The sequence below is a fragment of the Bacillus salacetis genome, assembly GCF_003581585.1.
GTDB lineage: Bacteria > Bacillota > Bacilli > Bacillales > Bacillaceae_B > Rossellomorea > Rossellomorea salacetis.
Window position 1 is genome coordinate 49,063 of sequence record NZ_QXIR01000024.1, and the last position, 20,189, is coordinate 69,251.

General features: G+C 43.6%; 20 protein-coding genes and 1 pseudogene. 19 read left to right on the forward strand and 2 right to left on the reverse strand.

Going from position 1 to position 20,189, the window contains the following annotated elements; translation table 11 throughout:
• The first annotated feature begins 167 nt into the window (after window positions 1-167).
• The 5 genes from D3H55_RS16185 to D3H55_RS16200 all read left to right on the forward strand — a co-directional run bounded on the left by D3H55_RS16185 (window position 168) and on the right by D3H55_RS16200 (window position 6,142).
• Window positions 168-1,034 carry a Cof-type HAD-IIB family hydrolase gene (locus D3H55_RS16185; RefSeq protein WP_119548365.1) on the forward strand — a complete coding sequence of 289 codons (867 nt, stop codon included), beginning with the start codon at window positions 168-170 and terminating at the stop codon, window positions 1,032-1,034.
• A 34-nt stretch (window positions 1,035-1,068) separates the two neighbouring features.
• Window positions 1,069-1,452, forward strand: coding sequence for a hypothetical protein (locus D3H55_RS23850; RefSeq protein ID WP_136035726.1), 384 nt, complete (start codon window positions 1,069-1,071; stop codon window positions 1,450-1,452).
• 405 nt (window positions 1,453-1,857) lie between these two features.
• Window positions 1,858-3,351, forward strand: a complete 1,494-nt coding sequence (locus tag D3H55_RS16190) for a coproporphyrinogen III oxidase (RefSeq protein ID WP_119548366.1) — start codon at window positions 1,858-1,860, stop codon at window positions 3,349-3,351.
• A 175-nt stretch (window positions 3,352-3,526) separates the two neighbouring features.
• Complete coding sequence (locus D3H55_RS16195) at window positions 3,527-5,140, forward strand: long-chain fatty acid--CoA ligase (protein WP_119548367.1); 1,614 nt, start codon at window positions 3,527-3,529, stop codon at window positions 5,138-5,140.
• A 207-nt stretch (window positions 5,141-5,347) separates the two neighbouring features.
• Entirely contained in the window at window positions 5,348-6,142 is a 795-nt protein-coding gene (locus D3H55_RS16200) for an enoyl-CoA hydratase (protein WP_119548368.1), read from the forward strand.
• A gap of 42 nt (window positions 6,143-6,184) precedes the next feature.
• Here D3H55_RS16200 and D3H55_RS16205 read toward each other — a convergent pair whose 3' ends face one another.
• The gene (locus tag D3H55_RS16205; RefSeq protein ID WP_119548369.1) at window positions 6,185-6,370 is read right to left on the reverse strand and encodes a YhzD family protein; all 186 of its coding nucleotides are present in this window, start codon (window positions 6,368-6,370) and stop codon (window positions 6,185-6,187) included.
• A gap of 223 nt (window positions 6,371-6,593) precedes the next feature.
• On the opposite strand from D3H55_RS16205, the gene D3H55_RS16210 reads away from it, so the two are divergent.
• The 10 genes and pseudogenes from D3H55_RS16210 to D3H55_RS16255 all read left to right on the forward strand — a co-directional run bounded on the left by D3H55_RS16210 (window position 6,594) and on the right by D3H55_RS16255 (window position 18,076).
• Entirely contained in the window at window positions 6,594-7,493 is a 900-nt protein-coding gene (locus D3H55_RS16210; protein ID WP_119548370.1) for an ABC transporter ATP-binding protein, read from the forward strand.
• Window positions 7,486-8,736, forward strand: coding sequence for an ABC transporter permease (locus tag D3H55_RS16215; protein WP_119548371.1), 1,251 nt, complete (start codon window positions 7,486-7,488; stop codon window positions 8,734-8,736). Before D3H55_RS16210 ends, D3H55_RS16215 begins: the two co-directional genes overlap by 8 nt.
• A gap of 148 nt (window positions 8,737-8,884) precedes the next feature.
• Window positions 8,885-9,436 carry a P-loop NTPase family protein gene (locus tag D3H55_RS16220; protein WP_119548372.1) on the forward strand — a complete coding sequence of 184 codons (552 nt, stop codon included), beginning with the start codon at window positions 8,885-8,887 and terminating at the stop codon, window positions 9,434-9,436.
• Complete coding sequence (locus D3H55_RS16225; RefSeq protein WP_119548373.1) at window positions 9,420-9,929, forward strand: GNAT family N-acetyltransferase; 510 nt, start codon at window positions 9,420-9,422, stop codon at window positions 9,927-9,929. The genes D3H55_RS16220 and D3H55_RS16225 overlap by 17 nt, the downstream gene beginning before the upstream one ends.
• Window positions 9,930-9,991: 62 nt before the next feature.
• Window positions 9,992-11,363: pseudogene (locus D3H55_RS16230) on the forward strand (FAD-dependent oxidoreductase).
• On the forward strand, window positions 11,335-11,538 hold the full coding sequence (locus tag D3H55_RS24410) for a hypothetical protein (RefSeq protein ID WP_168413133.1): 204 nt from the start codon (window positions 11,335-11,337) through the stop codon (window positions 11,536-11,538). Before D3H55_RS16230 ends, D3H55_RS24410 begins: the two are co-directional and overlap by 29 nt.
• Window positions 11,539-11,956: 418 nt before the next feature.
• Complete coding sequence (locus D3H55_RS16240; protein ID WP_240628609.1) at window positions 11,957-13,195, forward strand: metallophosphoesterase family protein; 1,239 nt, start codon at window positions 11,957-11,959, stop codon at window positions 13,193-13,195.
• An 18-nt stretch (window positions 13,196-13,213) separates the two neighbouring features.
• Window positions 13,214-16,192: an ATP-binding protein gene (locus D3H55_RS16245; protein WP_119548375.1), complete on the forward strand. Its 2,979-nt coding sequence runs from the start codon at window positions 13,214-13,216 to the stop codon at window positions 16,190-16,192.
• Window positions 16,193-16,307: 115 nt separating this feature from the next.
• The gene (gene yhaM, locus D3H55_RS16250; protein ID WP_119548376.1) at window positions 16,308-17,252 is read left to right on the forward strand and encodes a 3'-5' exoribonuclease YhaM; all 945 of its coding nucleotides are present in this window, start codon (window positions 16,308-16,310) and stop codon (window positions 17,250-17,252) included.
• A 644-nt stretch (window positions 17,253-17,896) separates the two neighbouring features.
• The gene (locus D3H55_RS16255; protein ID WP_119548377.1) at window positions 17,897-18,076 is read left to right on the forward strand and encodes a sporulation YhaL family protein; all 180 of its coding nucleotides are present in this window, start codon (window positions 17,897-17,899) and stop codon (window positions 18,074-18,076) included.
• Between the two features lie 156 nt (window positions 18,077-18,232).
• Here D3H55_RS16255 and D3H55_RS16260 read toward each other — a convergent pair whose 3' ends face one another.
• Entirely contained in the window at window positions 18,233-19,210 is a 978-nt protein-coding gene (locus D3H55_RS16260) for a peptidylprolyl isomerase (protein ID WP_119548378.1), read from the reverse strand.
• A gap of 190 nt (window positions 19,211-19,400) precedes the next feature.
• Between D3H55_RS16260 and D3H55_RS16265 the strand changes: the two genes are divergently transcribed.
• The 4 genes from D3H55_RS16265 to D3H55_RS24755 form a co-directional block, all read left to right on the forward strand.
• Complete coding sequence (locus D3H55_RS16265; RefSeq protein ID WP_119548379.1) at window positions 19,401-19,487, forward strand: YjcZ family sporulation protein; 87 nt, start codon at window positions 19,401-19,403, stop codon at window positions 19,485-19,487.
• A gap of 90 nt (window positions 19,488-19,577) precedes the next feature.
• Entirely contained in the window at window positions 19,578-19,667 is a 90-nt protein-coding gene (locus D3H55_RS16270; protein WP_044022974.1) for a YjcZ family sporulation protein, read from the forward strand.
• Window positions 19,668-19,731: 64 nt separating this feature from the next.
• Complete coding sequence (locus tag D3H55_RS16275) at window positions 19,732-19,824, forward strand: YjcZ family sporulation protein (protein ID WP_119548380.1); 93 nt, start codon at window positions 19,732-19,734, stop codon at window positions 19,822-19,824.
• Between the two features lie 114 nt (window positions 19,825-19,938).
• Window positions 19,939-20,189: hypothetical protein (locus D3H55_RS24755; RefSeq protein WP_205685499.1), on the forward strand; the 251-nt coding region annotated here is incomplete at its 3' end.

The window sequence follows — 20,189 nt, forward strand, 5'->3', positions numbered from 1 at the left end:
TTTACGAAAAGAGCATTGTTTAAAGGAAACCCTCTGAATCTTGTCATATATTTCTATGCCCTGACATATCAGTATACAAAGGACTAGAGTGGACATGATTACCATTCCATTCCAAAATCATATATTCCAGCAGGTTAAAATAGACAACGAATGAGGAGGTCGCATCCATGATTTATCGTATGTTAGCTTTAAATATTGACGGCACTCTGCTTAACAATGGCCGTTTAAACAAGGACACAAAAGAGGCAATAGATTATGTCCAAAGCAAAGGAATCCACGTAACTCTGATTACAGGAAGAACATTTCCTTCTGCGAAACGGGTTGCCAAAGCCTTGAAAATTGATAATCCACTGGTTACTCATCAGGGGGCGTATATTGGAAAACAGATGGGTAAACCATTGTATGTCAATAAAATCCACGAAGATATTACCTATGAGCTGGTGAAATTCCTTGAAGAGCTGAACTGCCAGCTGAGGGTCGTGCAGGACAAGATGGCCATCATGAACAGGATCAAGCTGACAGGTTCACTCCGTGAAAAAGTCTTATATAATAGAGAATCGAGTTTCATTTACAGTACCCACTACACAGATTCTTTGAGCGAGTACCTTTTCGAAGACCCTTCATCTGCTCTTAAGATCGAAGCTAAGTTTAATTCTGAGTCAGAGATGAGTGATGCCATCAAAGCAATCAAAGGAATGTATCATGAAGTGGACTGCATCGTTACAGGTGCGGGCAGGATGGATATTGTCAAAAGAGGTGTTTCTAAATTAAGGGGCCTCCTATACGTATGTGAAAGAGCGGGAATCACCAGGGACCAGGTGGTAATGGTAGGAGCGAACCATGATGACAAGGATCTTCTCGATTGCTGCGGGCTGGGAATTGCCATGGGGAATGCACCCCTGGAGGTTAAACATGCAGCCGACTGGATCACACGCTCAGATAAACAAAATGGTGTTGCTTATGCTGTGAAAGAGCTATTCCGAAAACAGCAGCCGATTGAATTCCTGAGAAAAATGAATGTCATTAAATCATAGAGGAAGAAAGCTGGCCTGGCAGGGGTCAGTTTTTTTGTTGTGGAATGTATCCCGATTCAGCTGGAGCACCAGGCATGAGGAGCTTCAAAGTGAAGGGCCGCTAATAAAGTATGGAACACCCAATGAGGAAAACTATCGGAAGTGGATGCCTGGATTCATAGCCACTGCATCTCGGAGCATTCCATGTCAAGGAGCCGCCTTCGTGCCGGCTCGTCTTATGCCTGTCGGGGCTGAACAAGGCGCTTCCGCTTTAGTATCATCCAGCTCCAGCGCCAAGCCCCTCGGGGTCATAAGCCAATCCGTCAAGAAGGTTAAAGAACAACCTTCCCGCCGGCTCGTCTTATGCCTGTCGGGGCTGAACAAGGCGCTTCCGCTTTCGTATCATCCAGCTCCAGCGCCAAGCCCCTCGGGGTCATAAGCCAATCCGTCAAGAAGGTTAAAGAACAACCTTCCCGCCGGCTCGTCTTATGCCTGCCGGGGCTGAACAAGGCGCTTCCGCTTTCGTATCATCCAGCTCCAGCGCCAAGCCCCTCGGGGTCATAAGCCAATCCGTCAAGAAGGTTAAAGAACAACCTTCCCGCCGGCTCGTCTTATGCCTGTCGGGGCTGAACAAGGCGCTTCCGCTTTAGTATCATCCAGCTCCAGCGCCAAGCCCCTCGGGGTCATAAGCCAATCCGTCAAGAAGGTTAAAGAACAACCTTTCCGCCGGCTCGTCTTATGCCTGTCGGGGCTGAACAAGGCGCTTCCGCTTTAGTATTGACCATACGTCATTCCTTCTGTACACTTAAACAAGTTGAAATTCGATTTTTGAAAGGTGATTTCATTGAACATTACATTCAGCGGTTTGCATGATGAACGATTCAATCGTCCGTTGCAGCTTATCGCCAATTTATTTTTTGAAGATCCGGCAGTTGCCCCGTTTGAACAAGTCAAAGGTGATCTCCATATAGAGTTCGATATAGAAAAGGACCAGGGATTTGTCAGGGCAGAGGCTGCTCTTGAGTCTGGGGAACAGAAGCAAACTTCTCAATTCGAAAAGAAAGTCCCGGTGGACCAGACAGATAAAGAACAGTTTCGCAGCTTCAAGAATGCCCTGTCCCATGTCTATTTGAATGTACTGCAGGATCACACAGGAATTGTGCAGCCTTGGGGTATCCTGACTGGGATCCGTCCGACTAAACTGTTTCATAAGGGCGTACGCGAAGGATTGCCGAGAGAAGAAATCCGCCGTAAGCTGAAAGAGGATTATCTCATTACGGATGAAAAGATCGACCTGATGGAACGGATTGTCGACCGGCAGCTGTCTGTGGTCCCGGACTTATACTCTCTTCAAAAAGAAGTCAGCATCTATATAGGCATTCCATTCTGCCCGACAAAATGTGCTTATTGCACCTTCCCTGCCTATGCAATCCTCGGGAAACAAGGGAGAGTCGATTCGTTTCTTACAGGCCTGCATTATGAAATCCAGGAAACAGGGCGCTGGCTGAAAGAAAACGATGTTAAAATCACCACCGTCTATTATGGGGGCGGAACACCTACTTCCATTACAGCAGAACAAATGGATCTGCTGTATGAGGAAATGTACCGGTCATTCCCGGATGTGGACAAAGTAAGGGAAGTGACGGTGGAAGCAGGCAGGCCTGATACTATTTCTCCTGAAAAATTAGAGGTTTTGAATAAATGGAACATCGACAGGATATCCATCAATCCTCAGTCCTACACGAACGAGACTTTGAAGGCAATTGGCAGGCATCATTCAGTGGAAGAGACAATTGAAAAGTTCCATCTTGCAAGGGAAATGGGCATGAGGAACATCAATATGGATTTAATCATCGGTTTGCCAGGTGAAGGGGTGGAGGAGTTCAGCCATTCTTTGAATGAAACTGAAAAACTGATGCCGGAATCATTAACAGTTCACACGTTGTCTTTTAAAAGAGCATCCGAAATGACGAGAAATAAAGAGAAGTATAAGGTGGCGGACAGGCAAGAAATCGAAAGAATGATGGCTCTAGCTGATAAATGGACAGAAGAGCATGATTATGCACCATATTATTTATACCGTCAGAAAAACATCCTTGGAAACCTGGAAAATGTAGGTTATGCACTTCCTGAACAGGACAGCATCTATAACATCATGATAATGGAAGAAATGCAGACCATCATCGGAATAGGCTGCGGTGCAGCAAGCAAATTCATCGATCCTGAAACCGGGAAGATTACTCATTTTGCAAATCCGAAAGAACCAAAAGCATATAATGAAGGATTCAAAAACTATACCGACAAGAAACTGCAGATTCTCGATGAGCTTTTGAATTAAATAACCAGCGGTCCTCATAAGGAGGGCCGTTTTTTGTATGGATTTTTATATTCGGAAAATTCACTAAATTAAAAGGGATTGGCATGCAAAATAGCGAATGAGATTAGTATAGGAATGCATATATTCAACTGTTGGTAATTGAAAGCGATTTCATTAATGATAGGAGAGATGCCAAATGATGAACACTCCTTTGCTGCTTACACAAATGATTGAACGCGCTGAAAGATATTACCCGAAGAAAGAGATAGTCTCACGGACAGAGAGTGGTATAAGCAGGTTTACCTATAAGGAGATGGCTTCCCGGGCGAGGAGGCTGGCCAGCGCCCTTGAAAAACTTGGCGTGGAAGAAGGCGATAAAGTCGGCACACTTGCCTGGAACCATCACAGGCACCTGGAAGCGTACTTTGCCATACCTTGCAGCGGTGCGGTGCTGCACACAATCAATATCAGGCTGGCACCTCAGCATATCATTTACATAATCAATCATGCTGAAGATAAGGTCCTTTTGATTGATTCGGATATCCTGCCGCTGATTGAAAGGGTGAAAGACCAGCTGACAACTGTGAAAGCCTTCGTCATTATGACGGATAGCGATACCCTGCCGGAAACGAGCCTTTCACCTGCCTATCACTATGAAACAATCCTTGCAGAAGGGGATCCCCATCACCCATTCCGCGATGATTTGGATGAGAATGCGCCAGCAGGAATGTGCTATACGAGCGCAACCACTGGAAATCCTAAAGGAGTTGTATACTCTCACAGAGGAATCGTTCTTCACAGCATGGCGCTTGGTCTTGCGGATACTACAGGTGTTTCAGAAAAGGACATTGCCCTTCCGGTGGTGCCGATGTTCCATGTGAATGCTTGGGGGCTTCCGTTTGCCGCCACATGGTTCGGCACTTCCCAAGTCCTGCCAGGTCCTTACTTTACCCCTAAGCTGCTGGCAGAATTGATGCAGGAGGAAAAAGTCACAATTACTGCGGGGGTGCCGACCATCTGGCTGGGACTTCTGAAAGAACTGGATGAGAATCAATATGATCTTTCCAGTCTCCGTTCCATTCTTTGCGGAGGTTCAGCAGCACCGCTGGGTATGATCAAAGCTTTTGAAGAAAAGCATGGGATTCCATTCATGCATGCATACGGAATGACTGAAACAAGCCCTCTTGCCACTGTAACCGGAGAGAAAAGCTATATGGAAGAATGGGGGAAAGAAGAGAAATATAATGTAAAAGCAAAACAGGGTATCCTCGTTCCCGGCCTGGAAATGAGAATCATCGGAAAGGATGGGGAAGTTTCCTGGGATGGGAAAGAAATGGGGGAGTTAACGTTAAGGGGGCCGTGGATTGCCTCTGAATATTATAAAGATGAAAGAACAGATGAAGCCTTCAAAGACGGGTGGCTTTATACAGGGGATGTTGTCACGGTCGATGAGGAAGGGTTCGTAAAGATCGTAGACAGGACGAAGGACCTCGTTAAATCTGGCGGAGAGTGGATTTCATCCGTCGATTTGGAGAATGCCCTTATGGCACATGAGAGCATCTTTGAGGCAGCGGTAGTGGCAGTTCCTCACCCTGAATGGCAGGAGCGTCCTGTTGCCTGTGTTGTTTTAAAAGAAGGGGACCATCAGAACACCACGAAAGAAGAAATTTATGAATTTCTCAAACCGCAATTTGCCAAGTGGTGGCTGCCGGATGAAATCCTGTTCTTCGAGGAAATTCCGAAAACCTCTGTCGGCAAATTCCTGAAGAGGGCTTTACGGGACCAGGTGAAAGAAAGAGTCGGCCAATAGATGAGAAAGAAAGCCGGGAGTTCCCCGGCTTTCTTCGGTTACTCTTGTGGCCGGGGTTTTTACGTTCAATTACAAGGGTATTGATTTAAATTAATATTGAATAGCAGCAAAGTTTTCGAAAATGGCTTTTTTTATAAACTATTGATATATAATTGTTTATAGAATATTTTAAAAATTATGAATGAAAGTACATAAGGGGTGTAACACATGAATGCAAATGCACTGTATGATACCATCAAACTTGAAATGAACGGCAAGACAGCGACAGTCACTTTGAACCGTCCGCAATCATTAAATGCAATGAATCCTAAGATGATGCGTGAGCTGTTGAACTGTCTGAAAGAAATCGAAAAGGATGAGGATATCCTTATCCTTGTCCTCAAAGGAGAAGGAAGGGGTTTTTCCTCAGGCGGGGATATCAAGGAAATGCTGGATCTTGGGGGCAAAGAGGAATTCTCAGAGATCATGGATGTGATCAATGACTTATCCATGACACTCTATACAATGAACAAACTGACAATCGCGGGCATTCATGGGGCGGCTGCTGGCCTGGGGCTGAGCCTCGCCCTGGCAGCCGATTACATCATCTGTGAAGAAGACAGTAAGCTGGCAATGAATTTCATCGGAATTGGTTTGATCCCCGATGGCGGCGGACATTTCTTCCTACAGGAACGGCTTGGTGCTTGCAGGGCTAAAAAGCTGATGTGGACAGGAAAGGTAATCCAGGGGCAGGAGGCACTTATGAAAAAACTTGTGGACGAAGCCATCCCTTCCGGCAAGTTGGATAGGGCGGTTGAAAAATATATCACTGAATGCTTGCAGAAGCCTTTGCAGTCGATTATTGAATCCAAAGCGATATTTGCTGAGCTCAATAAAGACAGATTGGAAAAGGCATTGCAGCTTGAGAAAGCCGGCCAGTGGAAGATGCGCCAGACACAGGACCACCAAGAAGGCATTAGGGCGTTTGTAGAAAAAAGAATGCCGCAATTCAAGGGGCAGTAAAAAAACGGGATGAACTTAAGGGTTCATCCCGTTTTTCTGTCATCAAGGGTGAAAAAGTATCAGCTTTCCAAGAGGTGAAGCACAGCGGTGAGTGTGGTCTTCATACCCCTTTTCTTCCAATATGCCTTTGCCGATTTTTTTCGCTTCCTCATCAGAAGGTGCTTCAAAAGAATCCTCAAAGAGGCTTTCCCCGGTTTGTTCAAAGACCGTCAATTTGTAAACTTTCATCATTTTTATCCCCTTTTGAAAAAAATTCTGCCAGTTACTATTATTCTTGCATAATTTCAAAAATTAATAAAGTTTTTATATTTTAACAGAATATCAGATTTTCTATGGAAATAGGGAACTAATTTCCTATACAATCGTATAGATAGATGGAATAACTACTCAAAAAGGAAAGGCATTGGGCTTGTGCCCGGTTATTTTTTGGGTTGAATAGGAGGATGAAAGAATGGTTCTGTCACTGAACAATGTAACCAAAAGGTTTGGTAACTTTACTGCAGTGGACAATTTATCAATCAGTATACCTGAAAAAGAGATGTTCGGTTTCCTTGGTGGAAACGGTGCAGGCAAGACGACCACCTTCAGGATGATACTAGGCCTGCTCGACCCGAGTGGAGGGACTATAACATGGAATGGAAAAAAGATTGATTATTCCACAAGTCCTGAGGTAGGTTACCTTCCTGAAGAACGAGGGCTGTATCCGAAGATGAAGGTGAATGATCAAATCATTTACCTGGCCCGTTTACGGGGGATGGATAAAATAGAAGCTGAACGAGAATTGGAATACTGGCTCAAGAGATTCAATGTGCCAGAATATAAGAATAAGAAAGTGGAGGAATTATCCAAGGGAAATCAGCAAAAGATTCAGTTAATCGCCTCCATTATACATAAGCCGAAACTGCTTATTCTCGATGAGCCTTTCAGCGGACTTGATCCGGTTAACGTTGAACTGCTGAAGGATGCGGTAGGCGAGATCAAAGAAGGTGGAACGACTATCGTCTTTTCAAGCCATAGGATGGAACATGTTGAGGAACTTTGTGAAAATTTATGCATCATGCATAAAGGCACCCCGGTCGTTCATGGGGGGTTAAAAGAAATCAAGCGGTCATTTGGAAAGAAAAACGTTACAATCCATGCTGACTTTGATTTGAGCTTTTTGGAAGCCGTGTCCGGAGTGACAAAGGCGAAAAAAACAACCGAAGGGGTCCAGCTGCAGGTTGAGTCGGAAGATATAGCGAAGGACGTTTTCAATGAAGTGGTCAGAAAAGGATTTGTCCGCAAATTTGAATTGGAAGAACCGTCCTTGAATGATATTTTCATTGAGAAAGTGGGTACGTCATATGAATAACTTTTTCCTGATCCTTGTCCATTCCTACTTGAATAAAATAAAGGCAAAGTCTTTTATCATCACGACTCTGATAGTGGCAGCCGGAATCTTTCTCCTCGTGAACTTGCAGGATATCATAGAAAGCTTCAGCGGAGATGAGCAGGATACTGTAGCTGTTGTGGATGAATCGGGTGAATTATATGACCAGTTCGAATTACAGTTAAGTTCACTGAATGAAGAATTAGAGCTGGAAAAATCCAATGAAAACGAAAAAAGTTTGGAAGAGAGTGTAGAAGAAGGGGACTACAGTGGTTACCTGATTCTTTCAAAGGATGAGAATGGCCTTCCGCAGGGAGTCTATAAAGCAGAGTCGATTGCAGAATCTGCAATTGCCAATGACCTTCAGGCTGCATTGCAGGGAATGAAATCTGCCATGGCAGCTGAAAACCTGGAATTATCACCGGATGAGCTGGCTTCATTGAGTTCTCCCGTCTCATTCGAGAGAGAAGCTCTTGTAGAAGGAGCAAAGTCCGAGGAAGAATTGAATCAGGCACGAGGAATCGTGTATATTCTATTGTTTTTCATCTACTTTTCAGTAATTGTTTATGCAAACATGATTGCTATGGATGTTGCTACTGAGAAATCTTCAAGGGTCATGGAAATCCTGATCTCAAGTGTCTCACCGGTGAAACAAATGTTTGCCAAAATCATCGGAATTGGACTTGTGGGCCTCACCCAGCTCTCAGTATTGATAGCTATCGGGTATTTTGCTCTCAGCAGTAAAGGCGATTCCGAGATGGGAGGCATACTGGAGTTTTTCGGCTTCTCTGACATTCCAGCGGGCATAATCGTTTACGCCGTTGTATTTTTCCTTTTAGGCTATTTCCTTTTTGCTACATTGGCGGCGCTGCTCGGCTCACTGGTGAGCAGAATCGAGGATGTTCAACAAATGATCATGCCGATGACTTTCCTGATTATGATCGGGTTCTTCATTGCTGTGTTCGGGCTGGGTAATCCGGAAGCAGGTTTTGTCACTGCAGCCTCTTACATTCCGTTCTTTACCCCCATGGTTATGTTCCTGCGGGTAGGGATGCTGAATATCGCTGCTTGGGAACCGATCCTCGGCATCGTGATTCTGCTTCTTTCCATCCTGTTCCTTGGCTGGTTCGGTGCAAGGGTTTACCGCGGAGGGGTCTTGATGTATGGAAAGTCGAATTCTTATAAGGATATCAAGAAAGCGATTGAATTAACGAAGAAGAAATAAGGCCAAGAAGCAGTTTCCCATTAATGGGGAATTGCTTTTTTAAATTGGAAAGAGAAATCAAGGAGGTATTCTCCCTATGGGAATCGAAATTTTAAAGGATGCACTTTTCTTTAATACGTATTTTTATATTGAAATGAGGCGTTAACGGATGAAACGGATTATGGTGGTGGGAATCTCTGCAGGGGTTGGGAAATCAACGTTTGCAAGAAAGCTTGGAGAAATCCTTGGGATTGAGGTAACTCACCTTGATTCACTGTTTTGGAAACCAGGATGGGTAGAGGCCAGTCTCGAGGAGTTCTCTGCTCCCCAAAAGGAAATCGTCAAAAAGCCGGACTGGATCATCGAAGGGAATTACAGCAGTACATTTGAGCTGCGTTTTGTTCATGCGGATACAATCGTTTATTTAGAGCTGCCTCTGTATGTGTGCCTGTATCGCGTATTGAAGAGATGGCTTACGAATTTAGGGAAAAACAGGCCGGACATGGGAGATGGATGCACAGAAAAGATGGAATGGGCTTTTTTGAAATTCATCATCACCACCTATCATTCCCGGAAAAGCAAAATGGAGGACAGGATGGAACGATTTCAATCTCTTGGTCCTGAAAAGAAAGTATTCAAATTGAAGAGTAAGAGTGAAATCGCCGATTTTTTAGATGAACTGGAAAGAAAGGAATCTAAAGTGAATGGAACTGTATCTTGAAAGGCTTAGACAGCAGGATGCCCCAGAATTGTATGCTTTTGAATGTGAGAACAGGGAGTTTTTTGAAACTATGGTTCCCGGCCGGGGAGAGGAATATTTTCAATATGATTTTTTCCTGGAAAGGCACAGATCACTGCTGGAAGAACAAAGTCAGGGACTTTCCTTCTTTTTCTTGATCAAGAATCAATCGGGAGATATATTAGGAAGGGTGAACCTGGTTGATATTGATGCGGGGAACGGTATAGGACATCTTGGATACAGAGTTGGTGAAGCTTATATTGGGCAGGGAGTTGCGGCTATGTCCTTAAAGCTTTTGATGAAGGATATAAGTAAATATCACATAAGGATCATTCATGCCAAAACGACTGCCGATAATATCCCTTCTCAAAAAGTTCTGCTCCGAAACGGCTTTCTTTTGAAGAAAATAGATGATGGTACAGAATCAGGTACTGAATTCCTGCATTATTGTTGGCGTGATCCATCTGATCAATAAATAAACAGGCAAAGTGAACATTAAACCATGGAGAAAAGGAAGTGAGAACGGTGAAAGACTCCGTGTATGATATCACGATTATTGGAGCAGGCGTGAGCGGTGTTTTCACTGCCTATCAGTTAGCAAAAGAAAATAATGATTTGAATATTCATATCATTGATCTTGGTAAAAAGCTAAAGGACCGCTTCTGCGGGGTGGAAATGGGAGGCAGGTGTACCTGCGGGGAGAACTGCAGTCAATATGTCGGTTTTGCAGGGCTTGGGAAATCTGAAGGGAAATTCAATTATACAAATGACTTCGGCGGTGAGCTTGGGAGGAAAATCGGTGAAAGCCAGGCGATGAAACTAATGAAAGAAGTCGACGATATCCTTTGTGCATTTGGCGGCAGTGCAGTTCAAACATATAACACAGAGAACAAGGAATTAGCCGCAAATGCAGAGAGTCATTCATTCAGGAGTACTTTCTACTGAAGTCCGCCATCTCGGAACAGCGTTGGCTAAAAAGGTTTTTCAGGGTATTTATGAATACTTGGTGAATGAAAAAGTAACCTTCACATTTGAAACCTTGATCGAGTCCATACACAGGGCAGACGAGGGGTTTCTTTTACATTCGAAAGATCATTCATTTCAGACGAAGGAACTCGTCCTGGCAACAGGGATGAGCGGGAGCAAATGGCTCAAGCCCCAGATGGAATCCTTGGGCATAGTTCCATCAGAAACAAGGCTTGACCTCGGACTTCGAATCGAAATGAAAGAAAGCCAGCTGCACTCTATTCTGCAGGAAACGTTTGAAACCAAACTTACTTATTTGGGGGATACATACACAGCCACGACCTACTGTATGAACCCGCAAGGAAGAATCGTTCGGAAACATCAGCACGGTCTGGTCATGCCTGATGGACAAAATGTAAGGGAGAGGGAGACACCGAGCAAGAATTTGAATTTCACGCTGTTTGTCCCTCGATATTTCTTATCATATGAAGAAGCGCAGGAGTATGCCAGGTCCGTGATTGGTGAAATCAATTGACAAAACGGACGCATCGTGGTCCAAAGGCTTGAAGATATGAGGGCTGGCAGGAAAACATCAACCCTCAACAGCAGCTCTATCATTCCATCACTGGAAGCTGAAACCGGAAATCTCCTTGACGAAGTTCCTGAATTATACATCAGAGCTTCATTGGAAATGTTATCGGCACTTGAGGGGCTGCTAGGTGAAGAAATCGATGGAGACACGTTATTATATGGTATGGATGCGAAGTTTTACGAACCAAAGATTTGCACCAGCCGGTACTTTGAAACGGCAATCCCGGATTTATTCCTGATCGGGGACTGCTCCGGGGAAACCCATTCGCTTTCCCAGGCAGCAGCAAGCGGTATCCTGCTGGGGAGACACCTCGCTTTAGATCTTGAAAAGTCAAATCATTCTATCCTTTGAGGTTCGCAGCAAAGCGGTTTCCGCTTTAATGCTGCACTCGAAAAAACAAAAAGGGCCTGAATATCCCTATGGATATTGGAAAATTATTTTTAAGCAGGATGAGCAGCTCTTTTCTTACTGCTTTACTAAGGATTTTCCAAATGAAATCGGTACAGGATTTTTTAATCGTTTGTGAAAGGCTGTTTCCGCATATAATGTTGCTTTCGGAAAATCCCTGGTGCCGGATTTTTCCCCCTGTATTCAAAGGTTGTACTCTCGAAAAAGAACGGGTAGCTCTTTTCTTTCCTGCTCACCGGGGTTTTTGCGACGATTTACCAGGATATTATTTGAAATATATTTTGAAATAGCAACAAAGTGTACGAAAAGAGCCTTAAGAAAAGAACACTCTTGAAAGCCTGGGTATCATCAGGCTTTTTTGATTTGAAATGTTTATAAGAAAGGCAGGTTGCAGTGTAAGTGAAAATGCATCTCAAACCAGCTGCAGTTAGAAGAGTATTAAGGAGAAGAGTATGCGGAATCCTTATTTTTTTGGGGAAAGTAGGCTATAATAAAAGAATAAGAGAACGTGCATTCGTATTTGAGGGAGAAGGATAATGATGAACGAGATTCGGTTTATACATACAGCGGACCTGCACCTTGATAGCCCATTTAAAGGTTTGAAGCATTTGCCTGAGGAACTTTTTCAGAGAGTAAGGAACAGTACTTTTCGGTCTCTGGAAAGAATAGTAGACAACGCCATCAGGTTAGAAGTTGATTTTGTATTGATGGCGGGCGACCTGTATGACGAAGAAGACAGAAGCATCCGTGCGCAGGCCCGCCTCAAAAATCAGTTGGAACGACTGAATGAAGCCGGGATTTCAGTCTATGTCATTCATGGCAATCATGATTACCTTGGAAACTACTGGTCTCACTTAGACATGCCTGCCAATGTGAAGGTTTTTGGTGATACCGTAGAGAAAGTCATCCATTACACGGCTGATGGCACACCGGTTCATTTATACGGTTTCAGTTATGATACCCGGCATATCCATGAAAGAAAAATTGCGGATTACCCTGCAGCAAGGAAAGACGGGGGGATTTACATCGGTCTCCTTCATGGAAGCGAGGCTGGTGAGACAACTGACCACGAGCCATATGCTCCGTTTTCAATCAGCGAGCTGAAGGAGAAGAATTATCACTATTGGGCATTGGGGCATATACATGTGCGCAAAGAACTCTCGGCTTTTCCACCCATCGTATATCCCGGGAATATTCAAGGAAGGCACCGGAAAGAAACCGGACCGAAGGGTTGTTATTTCGTAACGGTGGCTGATGGGGAAACAAAGCTGGAATTTCTGGAAACCCAAGAAATCATTTGGGAGAAGATCTCCATTTCATTAAAGGGTGTCCTTAAACTCAGCCAGATCTATGAATTATGCAAGGCAGGAATTGAACAGTGCAGAAGGAAGGGCGGTACGCTCCTGGAAATGGAATTTTCCGATACGGAAGAGACGGGTGGAGAAATTCTAAACAAAATCAAAACAGGGGAAATTCTTGAAGCCTTTCAGGACGGAGAGGAACACCGGGAAGACTTTGTCTGGGTTCATTCCATGAGAATCGATCGAAACGGACAGCTTTCATATTTTAAAGACCAAGAAACCTTCATGAGCGATATGATTCAAACGGTCAAAAGCTGGAGCGATCAAGAATGGGATGAAGTGTCCTCCGATCTGTTTCTTCATCCTCAGGCACACCGGTATATTGAGCTGCTGGATAATGAAGAAAAAGAAGAAATGAAACAATCTGCCGCAGAAATGCTTGCTTCTTCTTTTTCAAAGAGAGGATATTTGTGACCGAAGGAGGTGTTTTCAATGAGAATTAAAGATATTCATATATATGGATTTGGGAAATGGGAAAACTTCAGTCTTAATGGACTTAATCAGCTCTCTATTTTCTATGGGGAGAATGAGGCAGGAAAGTCGACCATCATGGCTTTCATTCATGGAGTGCTGTTCGGTTTCCCGACAAAGCTGCATTCTGAACAGCGGTATGAACCAAAGACACAAGCCAAATACGGGGGGCGGTTGACGCTTGCCATGGATGACGGCCGGTCCCTTACGGTTGAGCGGGTAAAGGGGAAAGCCGCAGGAGATGTAACTGTATTTTATGAGGATGGGTCGCTGGGGGGAGAAGAAGAGCTCAAGAAAGAATTGAATGGTCTTGATAAAGCGGCCTTTCAAGGCATTTATTCATTCAATATTCATGGTCTGCAGGAGATTTCCCGATTGAAAGAGGAAGAAATCAACCGGTACCTGTTCAGCTCCGGTATGACCGGGACGGATGCCATCTTTAAACTGGAAGAACAGTGGCAGAAGGAGCTTGACAGGTTATTCAAAAAGTCTGGAAAAAAACCCGAGATCAATCAAAAAATATCTGAATTGAGAGAGACGGAATTACAATTCAAAAGGGCAAAAGAGAAGAATGAAACCATTACGTTACTGATACAAAAGAAGAAAGCCTCTGAAGATTTCATGGCGTCACTTTATGAAGAGCTGGAAGAGAAAGAAAAGAAGTTCCAGCATCTTGAGGCATTGGAAAAGTCATGGAATGACCTTCATGAATACCAGGAGATCATGACAAGGTTAAAGGAATTAGCGGAAATCGATTCTTTTCCTGCAGACGGCATCCAGCGGCTTGAAATGTACCAGAGCCGTATAGCTCAGCAAAGATCGGCGATGGAAGCCGGACGCTCCCGATTACTGGAATTGGAGAAGTCAATGGATGAGACGAAGCCGGATAAGGCCATCGAAGCCAAAGCTGCCGTCCTATCCTCACTACTTGAGAAGCGGGAACTGTATGCACGTTGGAAGGATCAGGCATCAGACTATGAACAGAAAATCGGCCAAGTGGAAGTAAGAATCGGACGCCTTCTGCAGGAATTAAAAATAAAAGAGCCAAATTCCATCACCGAAGTTCAAATGGATATGATCATAAAAGACCGAGTGAAAAATATGGAGAATGCACTGAGTGCGCTTCAGCTGAAGAAGGAATCATTAATGGAACGCCTTGCCTCAGAAGAAACCCAGCTGAAGTACCTTGAAATGCGCTGTACAGAGGTGGAAGACAGGCTCCTTGAGGAAACTGAATTTCAAGAGCTGCAGCGAAGGATCACCGAAGGCAAAGAGATTGATACTCTGAAGATACAATATGAAATGGTGCAGGAACAGCTGAGGGAACAAGCTGGCAAAAAAACGACGAAAATCCCTCAGTCTGCTTCATCACTTCCTGCCATCCTCTTTTCTGCTGCAGCCGCAGTACTGATTTGGATCATTTCTGACTCATTCCTCCTTGCTGGAGGGGCATTAGCAGTCTTACTTGCACTTTCATTTTATTTTTTCCGCTTGCCAAATAAACGGGGTGAGAACGGATATCTTGGCGACTTGAAAGGAAAAGCTGAGATCCTCAGTGAGAAAATCGAGAATTTGAACAGGAAAGAGGATGGCAAAGAGCGGGTTTTGCTGAAAGAACAAACAGAGTTGAGAGAATCGTGGAAACAATGGATACTTAAATTGGAAAATCATCAGCATTCATTTTCTGCCATTAATGAGGAAAAACGAAAACTTCTCATTGAAGAAGAAAAGGTTCATGGAGATTTTCGCAGGCTCGTAAGGGAATTAGGCCTTCCGTCCGAACTGCACTGGAACCTGCTTGGGGAAGCGTTTGAAAAACTCAAAGAACTCAGGATTCTCACGGAAGAAAAGCAAAATGCAACTGAGTTGTACCGCGGCTCACTGCAGAAGATATCACTTTTTGAAAAGGAGATCGGAGATGCTGTTGAAGGTCTGCCTGTTAAAAAGACAACAATTGAAGAGACTTTGATGAGAGCTAAGGATGCGCTTGAGAGGAATGAGCGGCAAGCCCTGGCCCATGAGCATCTGAAGCAGCAGCAGGCCGATATAATGAATGAACAAGAATTCATCCAGGTCCAATTAAATGCATTGCTGCAGGAATCAAAAGAGTTGCTCTCTGCTGCCGGAACCGAAAGCGTTGAAGATTTCCGGCGAAAAGCTGGAATGGTGAGTGAAAAGAAATCACTTGAACATCAGAAGCGGATTTTGTTCAATCGCTTGGGTGATCCCTTGATCAAGTCCTTCTTTGAAACAAAGGAAAAACATATGGATATTAAGGAAGGCAAAAGCAGCCTGCGTAAAACCCTTGAAGCGGTAAAGCAAAGAATCCATAAAGAGAATGAAACACTTGCTGAGACAGCCTATGAGATTTCAGTGCTTGAAGAAGGGGAATCATATACAAGGCTTTTGTATAGATATCAGGAACAAAAAGCCGCTCTCAATGAATTATCCAGGGAATGGCTGAAATACTCGCTCGCAAGGTCAGCTCTGCAGAAAACAATTGAAGATTATAAAAAAGAAAAGCTTCCAAAAGTGATTCAAACCGCTGAATACTATCTGGGTGTGCTGACTAATGGTGAGTATGCAAAAATCCATTCACAGCAGGACAGTTATTTTACCATCCAAAGAAAAGATGGAATGATGTTTACACCGGATGAACTCAGCCAGGGTACAAAAGAACAAGTGTATATTGCATTGAGATTCGCTCTGGTCTTGATATTAAAGGATGCCTATCCTATGCCGGTCATCATTGATGATGGATTTGTCAATTTTGATGAGAAGAGAACAGAGGCTGTCATGAAGCTTCTTGAACAATTGAAAGATGAAGTCCAGATCCTGTTCTTTACATGCCACCCTCATATCCTGGAAAAGGTGAAGAGCGGGAAAGTCATCCAGCTTCATGCGAAAAAAACAGGGTTGTTCGCACCGGCTGGGGAATAAAAAAACTGAAATGAATCCTTGTCTCTGATTGGTAAACTATTATAAGCCCTTTCCTGCCAGTAAGAGGTTTGGATTATGGTATACTAGCAGAAACAATAGTAAATGGGAGGAGTACATGATGCCAGGGATTGGACAATATGATGTCGGCTCTTCAGTAGATTTATTCATGCTGATCAAGCAGACGACAAAAGGAACGACAAATACAGGAAAACCATTTTTAACATTGATCCTGCAGGACAAAAGCGGGGATATTGAAGCCAAGCTCTGGGATGCCAGCGAGCAGGACGAGTTAAATTATCAGCCGGAAACAATTGTGAAGGTTTCCGGAGATGTCCAAAGTTACAGAGGGAAGAATCAGCTTAGAATCAGGCAGATCAAACCAAGTGCCCCTGGCGATGGTTTGGAATTAAGCGATTTCCTTCAAACTGCACCTTTGAGCATTGATGAAATGACCAGCAAGATCACTCAATTCATCTTTGAAATGAAGAATCCAAACATCCAGCGAATTACACGCCACCTTTTGAAGAAATATCAAAAGCCATTTTTGGAGTATCCGGCTGCAACCAAAAACCATCATGAATTTGTATCTGGACTGGCATACCATGTAGTTTCCATGCTGGATCTGTCAAAATCCATCGCGGGCCTCTATCCTTCCCTTGATACAGACCTTCTTTATGCCGGAGTCATCCTGCATGATTTGGGAAAAGTATTTGAGCTGTCAGGCCCGACTTCCACATCATATACAGTGGAAGGGAATCTGCTGGGACATATTTCGATAATGGTCAATGAAATAGGCAAGGCTGCAGACGAATTGGGGATAAAAGGGGAAGAAACGATGATCCTGCAGCATCTTGTCCTCAGCCATCATGGAAAAGCGGAATGGGGGAGCCCAAAACCGCCGATGATTAAAGAAGCCGAAATTCTGCATTACATCGATAACATCGATGCAAAAATGAATATGCTGGATAAAGTCCTTGATAAAACCAAGCCTGGTGAATATACAGAGCGCGTATTCGCCCTGGATAATCGATCATTCTATAAACCGGCTTTCCATAAGTAAAGGCTCTTTTCGTAAACTTTGTTGCTATTCAATATAAATATCAACTAATATCCTGGTAAATCGTCGTAAAACCCCTGTGAGCAGGAAAGAAAAGAGCTGCTCGTTCTTTTTCGAGAGTAAAATCTTTGTATACAGGGGAAAAATCCGGCACCTGGGATTTTTCCGAAAGCAACAATATATGCGGAAACAGCATAAGTAAACGAGGCTGGGACAAAACTAAATATAATTGTAAGTTGCCAATACAATATACATGATTAAACCGAACTTTTTAGAGGCTCTTTTTTAGAGTTTTAGAAAAAGTTCGGTTTTTTCATTAGCCTCCTTTCGTACACTTTGTTGCTATTCAATATAAATATCAAATAATATCCTGCTAAATCGTCGTCAAAACCCCGGTGCGCAGGAAAGAAAAGAGCTGCCCGTTCTTTTTGGAAAAGATCCAGCGTTAACTGCATATCTTTTATCCCAGCCTCTTTGTTGCGGAGTATTAAGGATATGACTCTCTGCCCGTTTCAGCAAATTTTTTGTGCAGCCGTTCCTTACTTTGGAAGTGAAGGGTAGTGCAATGTTCATCATTTAATAGTCATCTTTTTTAGGGACAGGCATATATTTGCATTAGCAGGACAAATAGTGGAGGGGATCAGATTATGACTTTGCCGATTTGGGTGTATTTCATTGTAGCAGGTATCTTTGTCAGTGCGTATATGGCTATGAAATCAGCGAAGGAAGATAGAGATGTGGAAAACGAATGGATTGAACAGGAGGGGGAAGTCTATATCAAGCGTATGGAAGATGAAAAGGAAAAAAGACGCCAGCCATCAGCATGATACATGGCTTGCAAATGGGCATTACTGTTGACTGACAAACGCCAGCACACTGCGCTGCTTTTCATTAGTAATTCCTCTGATTATTCCGGGACTCCGGTTTCACATAACTTAGTATAAAATCAAGGGAAGCACTGCCTAAGTGCTTCCCTTAGTATATTATTCTTCAGTTTGTTCAGCGGCTTCATCATCAGCTGGTGCTTCTTCAGTCGGTGCTGGTGTTTCTCCTTGTTCAGGCATTGCAGGCGCTTCAGGAGGATTCAAGATCTGTTCGAAGCTGTTCTCCAGGTCTTCATCCTTGATTTCCAATCCTGCATCTTCTATGACTTGTTTCATAGCCTCTTGAATTTTCTCAGGAGTCACTTTTGACAATTTCAGTGATTTTTCAAGTTCGTCTTTCATTTCATCAAAAGATTTCTTCTCTTTTTTATCTGTAACTTCAATAATGTGGTATCCGTACTGCGTCTTGATTGGATCGCTCACTTTTCCAGTTTCAAGCTTGTCCAGGGCTTCTGAGAACTCAGGTACGAAATTCTGTCTGCCTTCATAATCAACCCAGCCTAAGCTTCCGCCTTTCTCAGCAGAACCAGGGTCGTTGGAATATTCTTTTGCCAGATCCTCGAATTTACCTCCGTCAGCAAGCTTTTGCTTTACTTCTTTAGCTGTTGCTTCATCGTCAACCAGGATGTGGCGCACTTCAATTTCAGGCTTCCAGTTATCGTAGTATTCCTTCAGTTCGTCTTCTGTTACTTCTACATCCGCAGTAGCTGCTTTCTCTTGAAGCAATTGGAGCTTTAAGTATTCACGGAAAGACTCCTCGTTCAAATTGTATTGAGACAGGAACATTTCAAACTGTGGTCCCAGCTGGTCTTTTGCCTCATTCAGCTTCTCATCGACTTCTTCTTTCTTCACTTCATATTTATCGCTAAGAACTTTTGTAAGCACTAGTTCTTGCAGGGCTTGCTCCATTTGAGGAGTGAACTTCTCTTTCATAGATGTATATAGTTCTTCTTTGGTTACATCTCCTGCTTTCGTTTCAGCCACGACTTCGCTGTTGCCTCCGCCATTATCATCACTGCAAGCGGATAAACCGATTACGCCAGCGGCTAAAGACATTGTCAAGATCCATTTCTTCATAGGTATAACATCTCCTAATTGTTTATATTGTCAATAGGTTTGTCTAAAAACTACAAATCATACTATATCACAAACATAACAGGAAAATAAACATTTTAATGGAGAGTTTTCTAAAAAATGGGCATATATAACACCCACTTCAGTTCTTTATACATAAGATATCTTGACTAGAGAAAAGGAGGTAATAACAATGGGCTACGGATATAATTCAGGATTTGCGCTGATCGTGGTGCTGTTCATTTTACTAATTATCGTAGGTGCCGCCTACATTTGCTAATTTTTTTCAAAGGAACCATGTTATAAGCCTAAACAAATTGATATCAGTTGAATACGATAAAGTAGCGCTTCTAAAAGGAGGTGGAAAGTTATGGGTGGCTCATACGGATATGGCGGAGGATTCGCGTTGATCGTAGTATTGTTCATCTTGTTAATCATCGTAGGTGCAGCTTGGCTATAATTTAACCTCGTGCAGCATAAGGCATTAAATGCCTTATGCTCCAAAAGGAAAGGAGGAAGCGTGTATGTCTGGTGGATACGGTTATGGTGGTGGATTCGCTCTAGTCGTCGTATTGTTTATCTTGTTGATAATCATCGGCGCATCTTGGATCTACTAATCAGGTGAAAATATAAAAACGCAGCGGATTGTCTTTAATGACAGTCCGTTTTTTTTGTTGGTGTGCCGGTCTTTAGGGATAGGATGTACGGACCTGCAGGGCATGAGGAGAGGGATGCTGAAGGAATTGTCCATGCATTATAGAGATAAGGCGCTTCCGCTTTTCGCTGTCCAGCTCCGCCTCCTTGCCCCTCGAGTCGCTTCACAAAAAAGGAAGGAAGCCCAAGTACAGGCTTCCTCCCTTTTTTGCTCCAGCGCTTGTCGGGCCAGGACAGTCGGCTCCGCTTTTCGCTGGCCAGCTGCAGCGCCTAGGGGCTCGATTGCTTCACAAAAAATAGAGGAAGCCCAAGTTCAGGCTTCCTCTAT

What these genes read in the sequence shown, in the direction of transcription:
- D3H55_RS16185 (WP_119548365.1), top strand. Translation starts at nt 168, where the DNA reads ATGATTTATCGTATGTTAGCTTTAAATATTGACGGCACTCTGCTTAAC.
- D3H55_RS16195 (WP_119548367.1), top strand. Translation starts at nt 3,527, where the DNA reads ATGATGAACACTCCTTTGCTGCTTACACAAATGATTGAACGCGCTGAA.
- D3H55_RS16200 (WP_119548368.1), top strand. Translation starts at nt 5,348, where the DNA reads ATGAATGCAAATGCACTGTATGATACCATCAAACTTGAAATGAACGGC.
- D3H55_RS16205 (WP_119548369.1), bottom strand. Translation starts at nt 6,370, where the DNA reads ATGAAAGTTTACAAATTGACGGTCTTTGAACAAACCGGGGAAAGCCTC.
- D3H55_RS16210 (WP_119548370.1), top strand. Translation starts at nt 6,594, where the DNA reads ATGGTTCTGTCACTGAACAATGTAACCAAAAGGTTTGGTAACTTTACT.
- D3H55_RS16215 (WP_119548371.1), top strand. Translation starts at nt 7,486, where the DNA reads ATGAATAACTTTTTCCTGATCCTTGTCCATTCCTACTTGAATAAAATA.
- D3H55_RS16220 (WP_119548372.1), top strand. Translation starts at nt 8,885, where the DNA reads ATGAAACGGATTATGGTGGTGGGAATCTCTGCAGGGGTTGGGAAATCA.
- D3H55_RS16225 (WP_119548373.1), top strand. Translation starts at nt 9,420, where the DNA reads ATGGAACTGTATCTTGAAAGGCTTAGACAGCAGGATGCCCCAGAATTG.
- D3H55_RS16240 (WP_240628609.1), top strand. Translation starts at nt 11,957, where the DNA reads ATGATGAACGAGATTCGGTTTATACATACAGCGGACCTGCACCTTGAT.
- D3H55_RS16245 (WP_119548375.1), top strand. Translation starts at nt 13,214, where the DNA reads ATGAGAATTAAAGATATTCATATATATGGATTTGGGAAATGGGAAAAC.
- yhaM (WP_119548376.1), top strand. Translation starts at nt 16,308, where the DNA reads ATGATGCCAGGGATTGGACAATATGATGTCGGCTCTTCAGTAGATTTA.
- D3H55_RS16255 (WP_119548377.1), top strand. Translation starts at nt 17,897, where the DNA reads ATGACTTTGCCGATTTGGGTGTATTTCATTGTAGCAGGTATCTTTGTC.
- D3H55_RS16260 (WP_119548378.1), bottom strand. Translation starts at nt 19,210, where the DNA reads ATGAAGAAATGGATCTTGACAATGTCTTTAGCCGCTGGCGTAATCGGT.
- D3H55_RS16265 (WP_119548379.1), top strand. Translation starts at nt 19,401, where the DNA reads ATGGGCTACGGATATAATTCAGGATTTGCGCTGATCGTGGTGCTGTTC.
- D3H55_RS16270 (WP_044022974.1), top strand. Translation starts at nt 19,578, where the DNA reads ATGGGTGGCTCATACGGATATGGCGGAGGATTCGCGTTGATCGTAGTA.
- D3H55_RS16275 (WP_119548380.1), top strand. Translation starts at nt 19,732, where the DNA reads ATGTCTGGTGGATACGGTTATGGTGGTGGATTCGCTCTAGTCGTCGTA.